13 protein-coding genes are annotated in these 13,873 nt (G+C 28.8%); 2 read left to right on the top strand and 11 right to left on the bottom strand.

Annotation, left to right across the window (positions count from 1 at the left end):
• Positions 1-54 precede the first annotated feature (54 nt).
• From smpB to IQC44_RS04010, 4 genes are read right to left on the bottom strand one after another with little or no spacing between them, the layout of a single operon-like run.
• Entirely contained in the window at positions 55-528 is a 474-nt protein-coding gene (gene smpB / locus IQC44_RS04025) for an SsrA-binding protein SmpB (protein WP_198305009.1), read from the bottom strand.
• Positions 515-1,282 (bottom strand): 4-(cytidine 5'-diphospho)-2-C-methyl-D-erythritol kinase, encoded by a 768-nt coding sequence (locus IQC44_RS04020; protein ID WP_198305004.1) that lies wholly within the window; start codon positions 1,280-1,282, stop codon positions 515-517. Before IQC44_RS04020 ends, smpB begins: the two co-directional genes overlap by 14 nt.
• Positions 1,279-2,142 (bottom strand): tRNA pseudouridine(55) synthase TruB, encoded by an 864-nt coding sequence (truB, locus tag IQC44_RS04015; RefSeq protein WP_198305003.1) that lies wholly within the window; start codon positions 2,140-2,142, stop codon positions 1,279-1,281. The genes IQC44_RS04020 and truB overlap by 4 nt, the downstream gene beginning before the upstream one ends.
• Before the next feature lie 9 nt (positions 2,143-2,151).
• Complete coding sequence (locus tag IQC44_RS04010; RefSeq protein WP_198305002.1) at positions 2,152-4,206, bottom strand: ATP-dependent helicase; 2,055 nt, start codon at positions 4,204-4,206, stop codon at positions 2,152-2,154.
• A gap of 115 nt (positions 4,207-4,321) precedes the next feature.
• On the opposite strand from IQC44_RS04010, the gene IQC44_RS04005 reads away from it, so the two are divergent.
• Complete coding sequence (locus IQC44_RS04005) at positions 4,322-5,218, top strand: LysR family transcriptional regulator (RefSeq protein WP_198305001.1); 897 nt, start codon at positions 4,322-4,324, stop codon at positions 5,216-5,218.
• A 10-nt stretch (positions 5,219-5,228) separates the two neighbouring features.
• On the opposite strand, the gene mnmL is transcribed toward IQC44_RS04005, so the two are convergent.
• The 5 genes from mnmL to trxA all read right to left on the bottom strand — a co-directional run bounded on the left by mnmL (position 5,229) and on the right by trxA (position 9,766).
• Positions 5,229-6,194 carry a tRNA modification radical SAM protein MnmL/YtqA gene (gene mnmL, locus IQC44_RS04000; protein ID WP_198305000.1) on the bottom strand — a complete coding sequence of 322 codons (966 nt, stop codon included), beginning with the start codon at positions 6,192-6,194 and terminating at the stop codon, positions 5,229-5,231.
• Entirely contained in the window at positions 6,194-7,540 is a 1,347-nt protein-coding gene (gene purF, locus IQC44_RS03995; protein ID WP_198304999.1) for an amidophosphoribosyltransferase, read from the bottom strand. Before purF ends, mnmL begins: the two co-directional genes overlap by 1 nt.
• Before the next feature lies 1 nt (position 7,541).
• Positions 7,542-8,315, bottom strand: coding sequence for a 4-hydroxy-tetrahydrodipicolinate reductase (gene dapB, locus IQC44_RS03990; RefSeq protein WP_198304997.1), 774 nt, complete (start codon positions 8,313-8,315; stop codon positions 7,542-7,544).
• A gap of 5 nt (positions 8,316-8,320) precedes the next feature.
• Positions 8,321-9,250: a thioredoxin-disulfide reductase gene (gene trxB, locus IQC44_RS03985; RefSeq protein ID WP_198304995.1), complete on the bottom strand. Its 930-nt coding sequence runs from the start codon at positions 9,248-9,250 to the stop codon at positions 8,321-8,323.
• 198 nt (positions 9,251-9,448) lie between these two features.
• Positions 9,449-9,766 (bottom strand): thioredoxin, encoded by a 318-nt coding sequence (gene trxA / locus IQC44_RS03980; protein WP_198304993.1) that lies wholly within the window; start codon positions 9,764-9,766, stop codon positions 9,449-9,451.
• A 189-nt stretch (positions 9,767-9,955) separates the two neighbouring features.
• On the opposite strand from trxA, the gene alaS reads away from it, so the two are divergent.
• Positions 9,956-12,511 (top strand): alanine--tRNA ligase, encoded by a 2,556-nt coding sequence (gene alaS / locus IQC44_RS03975; RefSeq protein ID WP_198304991.1) that lies wholly within the window; start codon positions 9,956-9,958, stop codon positions 12,509-12,511.
• 34 nt (positions 12,512-12,545) lie between these two features.
• On the opposite strand, the gene IQC44_RS03970 is transcribed toward alaS, so the two are convergent.
• Positions 12,546-13,262, bottom strand: a complete 717-nt coding sequence (locus IQC44_RS03970) for an SIMPL domain-containing protein (protein ID WP_198304988.1) — start codon at positions 13,260-13,262, stop codon at positions 12,546-12,548.
• A gap of 9 nt (positions 13,263-13,271) precedes the next feature.
• The gene (locus tag IQC44_RS03965; RefSeq protein ID WP_198304986.1) at positions 13,272-13,826 is read right to left on the bottom strand and encodes a hypothetical protein; all 555 of its coding nucleotides are present in this window, start codon (positions 13,824-13,826) and stop codon (positions 13,272-13,274) included.
• Positions 13,827-13,873: the final 47 nt, after the last annotated feature.

Raw genomic sequence — 13,873 nt, 5'->3', positions numbered from 1 at the left:
CTATATGCTATTTTTATCGATTTTTTTGATAATAAAATCAGGAGAAAAATTATCTTATTTATAAGATTTTAGAATAATTTGAGTATCTCTTTTCATAGTCTTTTCTTTTAATGCTTCTCTTTTATCGTGAAGTTTTTTACCTTGAGCAGTTGCTACTTCCACTTTTATCATATTTTTATCATTAAAATATAGTTTTGTACACACTAAAGTTATACCCTCTTTTGTAACTTTTGCATACATCTTTCCTATTTGTTTTGAGTGCAAAAGTAATTTTCTAGCTCTTCTTTCATCAGGTCTATATGTACTATGAGTAGTGCTAAGATGCGAAATATGAGCATTTAATAAAAAAACTTCACCTTTTATAATTCTTACAAAAGAGTCTTTTAAGTTTACTCTTCCTTCTCTTATAGCTTTTACTTCACTTCCTTCAAGCATAATTCCAGCTTCTAAACTATCTAAGATTGTGAAATCATGAAAAGCTTTTTTATTTCTAAAAACCAAATTTTTTTTCTCTTTAACTTTTGCCATTGTTTATCCTAAAAAATGAACTTCCGCTACCACTAAAAAACCAACCATCTTTGGCATAATCTTTTAGATTTTCGCTTAAACTTAAAGCTGGAAGATACAAATCATTTGCATTTTCTATCTTTAAGTTATTTAAAATATCTATTGAATTTGTAGCAAAAAGCTCTTTAGCTTTATCTTTAGATAACTCTTTATAAAATTTTTCTCTGAATGTTTTATAAATTTTTCCTGTATCACAAGCAATTTTGGGTGTAATAACCTCAATATCTAAGCACTCTTCTTTAAACTCAACAACCTCTTCTCCAACTCCACTAACATTTGCACTATCATATTCATATACAAAAAAAGGAACATCTGCTCCAATTTTTGCTCCAATTTTTGCTAGTTCATCTTTACTCAAATTCAAAGAACAAGCACTATTTACCATATTTAAAAAGGTTGCAGCATTTGAACTTCCACCACCAAGTCCTGCGAACTCTGGAATATTTTTATCAATTTTTACAATATGAGATTGAAAAAAATCTTTTACTTTCTCATATTGTTCTAACTCTTTATAAGCTTTATAAACTGTATTTTTCTCTAAAGAGCAAGAAAAATTTCCCTCCAAAGTAAAACTTTCTACATTTTTTTTGATAAAAGAAACTTCATCAAAAAGGTTTTTTACAAGTACAAATCTTGAAGCTAAAAGGTGATAATTATCTTTTATTCCAACTATTTTTAAAAAAATATTTACCTTTGCATATGATTTTTTAATCATTTTCCCTCTTTTATTTTTGGAACTTTATTTAAAAGATATTTTACTTCATCACCAATAATTTCAATGATTGAAAAAAATGAATCAACTTCTATAATATATTTTCCATTATCTTTTATACTCAAATAATCTTTGCCTATTCTTCTTCCAACTTCCAACCACTCTTTTGTTCCGCTATATCTGTTTTTTGGTAAATCAATAAAATCAAGAGGATTTAACTCTTTATGATTATCAAAATGAAATTTTCCCTCACAAATCCTTTCAAGATAACTTAAAGTTCCTTTTGAATTTATATTTTCTAAAAATTTTTGAGCTAAAGATCTTATATAGCTACCCTCACTAACTTTTGCTTCAAAAGTAATAAAAGGGTGATTATAATGTATAAACTTTATATCAAAAACCTCCATTGTTGAAGCTTTTAGTTCAAATTCTAAGCCCTCTCTAGCTAATTCATAAGCCTTTAATCCATTTACTCTTTTTGCTGAAAATTTTGGAGGAATATAATCTATTTTTCCTTTTAATTTTTCTATCTCATTTTTTATAAAAATATTTTCAAATCTTTTTTCTAAACCTATATTAGAAATTCTTTCAATATCAAAAGATTCAGATTCAACTCCTAGCCAAACAACTGCTTTATAAACCTTTGGTGTTTTTTCTAAGTATTTAAAAAGCTTCGCATATTGCCCAAATGCAACTATCAAACAACCTTTTGCAAAAGGGTCAAGTGTTCCACTAAAACCTGCTTTTTTATTTTTATAAGCTCTTTTTATCTTATTTAAATAGAAATTTGAGCTAATAAACATTGGCTTATTTACAACAAAAAGCTTATTTATCTCACCTTTTTCATAAACTCTTTTTTGCAAAAATATCCCTTAATTTTTTTCCACAAAAGAAGATAATATATCTCTTTTTTGCCCACCAAAATTAATTGTAAGCTTATAATCTTTTCCAGCACTAACAGCTTTTTCAACTCTTCCTTGACCAAAAATCTTATGGCTTACCATATCACCTTTTTTAAATCCAGAACTCTTTTCTATTACTAAGCTTCCTTTTACCAAACCACTTTCTACTAAAAATCTACTTTTATTTAGTTGAGTTCTTTTCCCTTTATAAAATCTTGAATGAACAAAAGATAGAGTTAAATTATCCATAGCTCTTGTAAATGCAACATATCCTAGTCGTCTCTCTTCTTCTAAATCTGTTCCATCTCCAATGATTGGGAAAAATCCCTCTTCAAGCCCAATTATAAAAAGGTGTTTAAACTCTAATCCTTTTGAAGCGTGAATACTCATCATAGAAACAGCTTCATTTGAATACTCATCATTTTGACTTTCAAGTGCAATTTCATTTAAAAAATCTTTTAAATCTAAATGAGGATTTTGTATAAAATAATCTCTAATATATCCATAAAACTCATCAATATTGGCTTGTCTTTCAAAACCATCTGGAAGATTATCATAAGAAGCTCTATAATCAAAAGTGTCTTCAAAACTATCTAATAATCTCATTCTTGATTCAGACATAAGCTCTCTTAAGTCTAAAATAGAAGCTTCAAAAACTTTTAATGTTCTTGAATTTTTTTTACCAACAACAGCACTTAATTCATCAGGTGTTGAGTCTTGGATTAAATCAAAAATAGATATATTAAGCTCGTTTGCTTTTTCTTCAAGCTTATCTATGGTTGTTGCTCCTATTCCTCTTTTTGGTTTATTTATAACCCTTTTTATAGAGAAATTATCGCTTAAGTTTGTCAAAATTCTAAAATATGCTATTAAATCTTTTATCTCTGTTCTTTCGTAGAATTTCATTCCACCAACAAGTTTATAATTCAATCCTGCTTTATTAAAACCTTCTTCAAGTGATCTTGATAAAGCATTTACTCTAAATAAAATTGCTATATCTTTTGCATTTTCACCACTTGATATAAGTTTTTTTATATCTTCAACTATCTTTCTTGTCTCATCATTTTCATCACTTGATTCATAAATTTTAATAGAACTACCTTTATCTTTTGTTCCTACAAGTTTTTTACCTAATCTATCACGATTATGTTCAATCAAAGCATTTGCATGAAGCAAAATAGTATCAGTAGAACGATAATTTTCTTCGAGTTTTACTATTGTTGCCTTTTCAAAATGTTCATTAAAATTTAAAATATTTTTAATAGTTGCACCTCTCCAGCCATAAATACTTTGGTCATCATCACCAACTACACAAAGATTATCATGAGAGCTACAAAGAAGTCTTAAAAGTCTATATTGAAGCTCATTTGTATCTTGATACTCATCTACCATTATGTATTGGTACTTACTACTTATTTGTTCTGCTAAAGTTTGATTATTTTTTAAAATTTTATATGGTAAAAGAAGTAAATCATCAAAATCAACAAGATTATTTTTAAGCAAATGCTCTTCATAAGAAGCATAAATATCTGCAATTTCTGTATAAAGTTTACCTTGTGCTTGTGCTTTTACTTCTGCTGGAGTCATTATTGAGTTTTTATATTTTGATATTTCACTTCCCAATAGTGCTGATGGAATATCTTTATTTATAGATTTTAAAACTCTTCTTTTATCATCACTATCTATTATAATAAAGTTATTTTTTCTGTCCAATTCACTTATATAAAATTTTAAAAAAAGTAATCCAAATTTGTGAAATGTACATAAAAGTGGTGGTGTATTTAACTCTGCTGAATCTAAAAGAAAATATGCTCTTTCTCTCATCTCGTTTGCAGCTTTATTTGTAAAAGTTAAAGTCAAAATAGATTTTGGATCTATTCCAATTGAAATTAAAAAAGCTAATCTTGTGGTAATAGTTTTTGTTTTTCCACTTCCAGCTCCAGCTAAAATCAAAAGTGGTCCATCTATATGTTGAGCGGCAACTTTTTGTGAATCGTTTAATGAATATAGTAAATTTTCAGACATTTTTTCTCCAATAAATATAGATTATACCATAAGAATTATAAATTGGATATTTCCTTTAATTATTCTATATATAAATAAATGTTATTATTATGATAATTTATTTATGGAGAATTGAATGCTTAATGATTTTGCTAAATTGGAGACTTTTTTAACTGTTGTAAGAGAGAAGTCTTTTTCAAAAGCATCAGCAAAACTAGGAATTTCACAACCAGCTGTTACTCAACAAATGAAATTTATCGAAGACTATTTAGATGTTCAAATTGTTGATAGAAAGAAAAATGGTATAAAACTTACAAAAGAGGGGCAAATTCTTCATGGAATAGCACTTAAAATAGAAAAGTGTGTAAGTAATGCAGAAAAAGAACTGTTAAAAATTATGAATAAAAGCACTACTTTTATATTTGGTGCTAGTTTTATTATAGGAAATTATATTCTTCCTAGATTTTTAAATAATTTAAAAGAAAATATTAGAAATGATGTATCTATAAATGTTTCTGTTTCACACGAAGCAATAGAAGATTTACTTGATAAAAAAATTGATATTGCTTTAGTTGAAAACTATATTGCAAATGATGATATTATTTATAGAGAGTGGATGGAAGATGAAATTGTAATATTTTCTAATCAAAAACTTCCAACAAAAGCTAAAGCTGAAGATTTAGTATCTTATAAATGGGTTTGCAGAAATCCTGAATCAAATACTAGACTATTATTTAAAGATTCTCTTGAAAAAGCAAATTATCCTGATTGTGATACTTTCAATGTAACAAGTGAAGTTACAAGTGCTACAACAATAGTTCAAACTGTTCTACACTCTGATAAAAACGATACTCCAACAGTTTCTATTGTTTCAAGAAATGCAATAGAATCTTTATTAAAAGCTGGTGCTTTATATGAATCAAGAATTGGTAATCAAAAAATGATAAGAAAACTATATATTGCATATAGAAAAGATAGAAAACACGATGCTTTTGTAGAAAATGTTGTTGATTATCTTTTAAAAATTAAGTAGCATTTGCTACTTAATAATTAAATCCTCTCTCTTCCAAAGCCTCTCTAATATTTTTCATCTGTTGATGTTTATTTTTACACCACATTGGAGATAAAAGTGAATTATCATCTATTCCAGCTGTTACTCTTTGAACAGAGATATTTTCTGGCAAAGCTACAATAGATTTTACAACTGTATCAATATATAACTCTTCACTTATAGGTGTAAATCTACCTTTTTTAAACTCATTTGTAAGAAGTGTATGTTTTACCACATAAAGTGGATGAAATTTAATACTATCAACTTTTAAATCAACTGTTTGTCTAAAAGTCTCCAACATCATCTCTTGAGTTTCATCTGGTAAACCATAGATTAAATGCCCACAAACATTTAAGCCCTTATCTTTTGTTCTTTTTATCCAGTATCTCATATTTTCAACATCATCTGCACGATTTATTTTATCAAGTGTTTTTTGAAAAAAGCTTTGTATTCCATACTCTATCCAAATCTCTTTTTGTTTTGATAAATCAAGCAAATAATCCAAAATCTCATCACTTACACAATCTGTTCTAGTCCCTATACTAAGCCCTAAAACACCTTCAAAACTAAGAGCTTTTTCATATAAAGCTTTTAAAGTGCTAAGCGGAGCATAAGTATTTGTAAAAGATTGAAAATATACTATAAATTTTTTTGCACCAAATTTATTTTCTAGCCTCTTTTTCGTAGCAAGAAATTGCATCTCTAACTGTTTTAATTGATTTTCTAAAAAAGGATTTTCTTCTATATTTGGGTTTAGTTTGAATTTTGTTTTTTTCTCTTGTAAATTTGGGCTAAAAGAGTCATTTTCACAAAAAGAACAACCACCTTTTGCCTTTGTACCATCTATATTTGGGCAAGTAAATCCAGATATTGAAATTGGAACTTTATAAACTTTTTCTTTGAATTTGTTTTTGAAGTATCGACCAATAGTCAATACTTCTTTTAAATTTTTTCTCATTATGCTTTTACGAAATAGTCTCCGTCAAAACTTTCAAGTGCATAGTGTCTATCATCTCCTATTGCGCTTACTAAGTCCTCTATTGAAAGGTACTCTAAACTATCAGCCTCTATATATTTACAAACTTCATCTTTTGTCATTTGAGTAGATATTAGCTCCTCTCTTGTTGGAGTATCTATTCCATAAAAACAAGGGAATTTTATCTCAGGACTTGCAACTCTAAAATGAACCTCTTTTGCACCTGCTTCTTTTAGCATTTTTACTATTCTTTTTGAAGTTGTTCCTCTTACAATTGAATCATCAATTACAAGCAGAGTTTTCCCAGCAATAATAGAACTCATAGGACTTAGTTTCATTTTTACTTTTAAGTTTCTCATCTCTTGAGTTGGTTCAATAAATGTTCTTCCAATATAGTGATTTCTTATAATTCCATACTTAAAAGGTATTCCACTTTGAGCTGAATATCCTAAAGCTGCAGGAACTCCACTATCAGGAACTGGTACAACCATATCATATTTTATTTTACTATTTGCATCATTTCTAGCTAGTGCTTTACCCATATTTTCTCTTGTTGTATATACATTTTTACCGTCTATTACAGAATCTGGTCTTGCAAAATATACATATTCAAAAGCACAAGGTCTAAACTCTGGTTCAAAAAGTTGAACAGATTCAATATCATCTTCTTCACTAAAAATAAGCATTTCTCCTGGTCTTACATCTCTTATAAACTCAGCACCTACTAAATCAAAAGCACAAGTTTCACTAGCAACTATATAACCACCACTTTTTAATTTTCCTAAAGACAGAGGTCTAATTCCATATCTATCTCTTATTACAAACTGTTTACTTCTACTTTGAACTATAAAACAGTATGCTCCAATAGTTCTATTTAAAGCCTCAATAATTCTATCTCTTAAGTGATCTTTTGAGTTTTTCGCAATTAAGTGAATTAAGTTTTCTGTATCCATTCCAGTTTGGAAAATAGCACCTTTATCAATCAAATCATTTCTAACTTCATCTTTATTTATTAGATTTCCATTATGAACAATAGATATTTCTCCTAGTTTATACTTCGCATAAACAGGTTGTGCATCTAAAACTGAATCACTTCCAGCAGTTGCATATCTATTATGACCAATTGCCATATTTCCTTTTAAGTACTCTAAAGCTTCATCATTAAAAACTTCAGAAACCAAACCTCTATCTTTTTTTGTATATATTTTTCCATTACAAGAAGATGATATACCTGTTGCTTCTTGTCCACGATGTTGCATCGCAAAAAGAGATATTGAAGCTAGTCTAGCAGCATTTTCATTTCCATATATTCCAACTATTGCACACATATTATAATCCTAAAGCATCGTTAATTGAGTAAAGATTTGCATCTTTATTCACTATCCATTTTGCAACCCTAATAGCACCTTTTGAAAAAGTATTTCTTGCAGTTGCTGTATGATTCAACTCCAAAAACTCGCCATCGTTATAAAAACCAACAGTATGACGACCTACAATATCACCACCTCTTAATGCCATAACAGCAATTTCATCTTTAGTTCTAGCTCCAATTTGCCCATCTCTTCCTGATACTCTTACACTATCAAGCTCTAAATCTCTAGCACTTACAGCATGTTCAGCAAGAGTTAATGCTGTTCCTGAAGGTGAATCAACTTTGTGTCTATGGTGTTGCTCAACTATTTCTATATCAAAATCTCTTAATGTTTTAGAAGCAAGAGCTACAAGTCTATTTAAAACTGCAACTCCTAAACTCATATTTGTAGCATATAAAATAGGTACAAGCTTACTAGCTTCAAGAAGTAGGTTTTGCTGGTGCTTGTTTAATCCAGTTGTTGCAATTACAAGTGCTTTTCTTTTTCCACCTTCAATAACTGCATTTAAAAGCTCTTCAGTTGCAACAGGGCTTGAGAAATCAATAATTACATCACTCTCATCAAATACGACTTTTATATCATTTGTTACAACTGTATCTTCTGGTAAAACTTTTTCAATTTTATCAAAAACATGAACACAAGCTAATTTTGCTTCTGTATCATTTTTTAAATCATCAATTAAAAGAGTCCCAACTCTTCCTGTACTTCCTAAAATACCTATTTTTATCATTCTATTTATCCTAAATATTCAATTATATCAACAGCAGCTGTAGCTCCATCACCAGCTGCACAAACAACTTGTTTAGCTGCATCAATTCTAATATCTCCAGCTGCATAAAGCCCTTTTATGTTTGTTCTCATTTTTAAATCAACGATAACTTCACCATTTTCACTAAGATTACATAAGAAGCTTCCGTCATCTTGTTTTAATGGTGCATTTAGTACATTTCTTCCAACAAATACAAATACTCCAGGAGTTGGTAAATCTCTTATTTCACCTGTTTTATTACATTTTACTTTAAGCCCTAAAACTCCACTTGCATCACCATAAACTTCTTCAACACTTACATTTGTAACTTCTTCAATATTTTCAGCATTTTTCATATGTTCTATTGTACTAGGAGCTGCTCTATAAGTATCACGTCTGTGTACTAAATATACTTTTTTACACATTTTTGATAAGTAGTAAGCCTCTTCTAAAGCTGAATCTCCACCACCAATAACTGCTACTTCTTTTCCTCTATAAAAGAATCCATCACAAGTAGCACAAGTAGAAACTCCTCTTCCAAAGAACTCATTTTCTCCATTAAATCCAGCTCGTCTTGGAACTGAACCTGTTGCCATTAAAACACTTTTTGCTTCAAACTCTCTATTATCACCTGTTGTAATTTTAAAAGTTTCTCCAACTTTTGAGATTTTTGAAACTTCTGCCATTTCATGTTTAAGACCAAATTTTTGGCATTGTTCAGGCCATGTAGCCATTAAATCCATACCAGTCATAACAGGACCTTGTCCAGGGTAATTTTCTATTTCACTAGAACCTGTAATTTGACCACCTGGCATTCCCATTTCAAACATTACAACATTGTTTAAACCACCTCTTGTAGCATATAAACCTGCAGTTAAACCAGCTGGTCCTCCACCAATAATAGCTAAATCCAACATCTTGACTCCTTTTATTTTTTTATATAAATTCATCCAAATATTTTTTGTGATGATACTAAAATATCCAAAAAGCAAAATTATGCTGAAAGATATAATGGAAAAATTTTATCATTTAATATTTTATATCTCTCTTAAATATCTTTAATTAAAAAAAGGAAGATGAAAAACACCTTCCTTTTTTTCTCTTTTCTTTACCAATTATAGTAAAGAGTTAATTTTATCCGTGAATGCTTGTTTTGAAGAAGCACCAATCATTTGGTCTACAACTTGTCCATCTTTTACAAAGATAATTGTAGGAATTGATCTAACTCCATATTTTACAGCTAAATCTTGCTCTTCATCTGTATTTACTTTACAAATATTTGCTTTTCCTTCAAAATCTCCTGCTAATTCATCAATAACTGGAGCAATCATTCTACAAGGCCCACACCAAGGAGCCCAGAAATCTACCATTGATACACCTTTGCTTGTTACTTCATCAAAATTAGCCGATGTTAATTCTATATATTTACCCATTTTTTATCCTTATTATTAGTTTTAAATTTTAATCAAAAACTCTACTAGATACTCTCTTCTAATAAAGTGTTTTGATTTTACCTATAAAAAACTTAAATCTTCTTTTATTTTAGATAATTTTAACTAATCAAGAGTAAATATTTTTTTTGATAAAATAAGAAAAATTTCATAAAAAATGGAAAGAATTATATGGATATTAGAAAAGAGTATTTAGAATTTTTTAAAACTAAAGGACATGAAGTAGTATCATCTATGCCACTTGTTCCTGATGACCCGACTTTGATGTTTACAAATGCTGGAATGGTACAGTTTAAAGATATTTTTACAGGAAATATTCCAGCACCAGAAAATAAAAGAGCTACTTCTTGCCAACTATGTGTAAGAGCTGGTGGAAAACATAATGACCTTGAGAATGTAGGTTACACAGCGCGTCATCACACTTTATTTGAGATGCTTGGGAATTTCTCTTTTGGAGATTACTTTAAAGAAGATGCAATCTCTTATGCTTGGGAGTTTATAACAGTAAATCTTGCACTTCCAATAGAAAAACTATGGGTAACAGTTCATGACAGCGATGATGAGGCTTTTAATATTTGGACAAAATATATAGACCCAAGTAGAATTATGAGATTTGGAGATAAAGATAATTTCTGGTCAATGGGAGATACAGGAGCTTGTGGTCCTTGTAGTGAAATTTTCTATGATCAAGGTTCTGAGTATTTTTCAAGTCCAGAAGATAAAATGGGTGGAGATGGAGATAGATTTTTAGAGATTTGGAATCTTGTTTTTATGCAATATGAGAGAACAAAAAGTGGTGAACTTATTCCACTTCCTAAACCATCTATTGACACGGGAATGGGACTTGAAAGAGTAATTGCGATAAAAGAAGGAGTTCTAAATAACTTTGACTCTTCAAACTTTAAGCCAATTATCGAAGCTTTAGAAAAAGTTGCAAATAAAAAAGCTACTAAAGAGAGTATTGGTTCATTTAGAGTAATTGCTGACCACTTAAGAGCTTGTTCATTTATGCTAAGTCAAGGAATACTTTTTGGAAATGAAGGTCGTCCTTATGTTTTAAGAAGAATTTTAAGAAGAGCTGTAAGACATGGATATTTATTAGGTATTAGAAAACCTTTTATGGCAAAACTTGTTGATACTTTAGTAAGTATTATGGGAGAGCATTATGTAGAGCTTAAAGAAAATTCAAACTACATAAAAGAGCAATTTACTCTTGAAGAAGAGAGATTTTTTAAAACTATTGAGGCTGGAATCACTCTATTTAATGAAGAGTTAGAAAATACAAAAACTATTTTTAGTGGTGAAGTTGCATTTAAACTTTATGATACTTATGGTTTTCCACTTGATTTAACAGAAGATATGCTAAAAGACAAAGGTTTAAAAGTTGATTTAGAAAAGTTTGAAGAGCTAATGAATAATCAAAAAGCTATGGCTAAAGCTGCTTGGAAAGGAAGTGGAGATACTTCAAATGAAGGAGATTTCAAAGCTTTACTTGAAAAATATGGACAAAATGAGTTTGTAGGATATACAAATATCTCTTACTCTTCAAAAATTTTGGCTTTACTTGATGATAATTTTAAAGAAGTAAATAGTTTAGAAAATCAAAAAGGTTGGGTACTGCTAGATAAAACTCCATTTTATGCAACAAGTGGTGGACAAAATGGTGATATTGGTGCATTAGAAATTGATGGACATAATATTATGGTTCTTGAGACTTCAAAATTCCATAATCTAAATCTATCAAAAGTTGATGTTTCAAATATAAAACTATCACAAAATCAAAAAGTTGAAGCAGTTGTAATAAATAGATATGAAGTTGCAAAACATCATAGTGCAACTCACTTACTTCAAAGTGCTTTAAAAATGGTTTTAGGAGATAGTGTTTCACAAGCTGGATCTTACAATGATGATTTAAAGCTTAGATTTGACTTTACATATCCAAAAGCTATGACTACTTCTCAAATAGATGAAGTTGAAGATTTAGTAAACTCTATGATAAATAGAGCTTTAGCTGGAGTTGTAGAAGAATTACCATTGGAAATTGCAAAGAAAAAAGGTGCAATAGCTATGTTTGGTGAGAAATATGGAGATGTTGTTAGAGTTATTAGCTTTGGTGGAGATGTTTCTATTGAATTTTGTGGTGGAACACATGTAAAAAATACAGCTGACATTGGAAGCTTTTATATAGTAAAAGAGTCTGGTGTTAGTGCAGGTATACGAAGAATAGAAGCTGTTGTTGGAGCGAGTGCATTTAAATATACAAAAGACCAAATGAATAAAATAAATGAACTTCAAGCAGAAATTAAATCAAATGATTTACTAGCAGGTGTTAAAAAGCTTAAAAATGAGATAAAAGAGCTTAGAAATGAGCTTAAAAATGCTCAAAGCCAAACTTCTACACCTGTAAATGAAGAACTTATTGGAGATACTAAACTAATAGTTAGTATTGTAGAAAATGGAGATTTAAAGAAAATTGTTGATGATAGTAAAAATGCAAATGAAAAAGTGGCAATTTTACTTCTTCAAGCAAAAGATGACAAAGTTTTATTAGTAGCTGGAAGTAAAAATACAAATATAAAAGCTGGAGATTGGATAAAAAATATAGCTTCAATAGTTGGTGGAAATGGTGGTGGAAGACCAGATTTTGCAACTGCTGGTGGAAAAGATATAAGTAAAATAGAAGAAGCAAAAAAGGCTGCTTTAGAGTTTGCAAAGGCAAACTTATAAAAATAATAGTTTAAGAGATAGATAAAACTATCTCTTAATCATTCAAATAATATTCAACTGTAACAACAACTCTTAGAGTTTTTATATGCTCACTATTTTTATCTCTACTATTCATTTCAACTTGTCCTTGTGTGGCTTTTTTAATTTTTCCAAGTTTACTATTTGAATCTTGAGCAAATTTTTGTGCAACTTCTCTTGCATTTGCTGTTGCTTCTTCAATCATAGATGGCTTTATATCATTTAATTTTGTATAAATATACTCAATTTTTGTATCATAATCATCAGTTTTAAACAAAATACCTTTTTGAGAAAGCTCCGATAATTTCCCACCTAAAGCTCTTACTTTTTCTACTTCACTACTATATATATTAATAACTCTTGAGGCCAAATATCTCATTGAAAACTCTTGATTAGAGTACTCATTTGCCATTTTATCAACAACTGAAGTTAAACCTAAATTTATATCTTCTGCTTTTATTCCATTTTCTTTAAAAAACTCTATAATAAATTCTGTATCACTATTTATTTTCTTGCTTAGAGCTTCAAAGTCATTTCCTGTTTGACTTATTTTAATTGGCATAATAACAACATTTGCCAAAGCCTCTTTTTCTGATAAACCTTTTACAATAACTGTTCTTTCCATATCTTTTGTCTTTAAAAAAGCTGTTGATACAAAATATCCTAAGCTAATCAATCCTAAAAAGATAAAAAAACCTAAAACCAATGATGATAATGCTGAACCTTTTTCCATAAATATCCTTTAATCTCTAAAACTTTCACTATCTCTTGAAAAATAGTTATTTATAAAATTAAACCTAACTAAACTTTTATTGTAATTAAAATCCAATCTAGGATAACTCTTATATTTATTAATAGTACCATTTCTTAATAAAATCTCATCTGTATAAATACCACTAAAATCTATAATTAATCTATCATCAAAAACACCAAATTCATTTACTATATCAATATAATATTTGTTATCTATTATATATGTACTTATTTCAACATTTTTATAATCAAATCTCTCTACTAAGTCAAATGATTTAGCATTTAAATCTTCTTTAATTAAAGATACAAAAAAACCTCTTGCTAATCCATTCCATTTGCAACTTGAATCTAAATTTATATATTCAATAAAAAGTTTCTTATATTTTTCATCATTTACATTTGCAATATAAGAAAATTTTGAACAATAATCATAAGTATTTTTCTTATCAAAATTACTAAAATTATTATTATTTAAAGTATTTTTTGTAGAAATACAAGAATTTAATAGAAAAATTATTGGTACAATTTTTAAAATTTTCAACATTTCAACCCCCGTAAAATAAAAGTTCATTATACTATTTAATTTTTTAG

The organism is Arcobacter vandammei, assembly GCF_016106035.1.
GTDB classification, from domain to species: domain Bacteria; phylum Campylobacterota; class Campylobacteria; order Campylobacterales; family Arcobacteraceae; genus Aliarcobacter; species Aliarcobacter vandammei.
The sequence above is the reverse complement of the archived record's forward strand: the minus strand, read 5'-3'. Positions and strand labels throughout refer to the sequence as shown.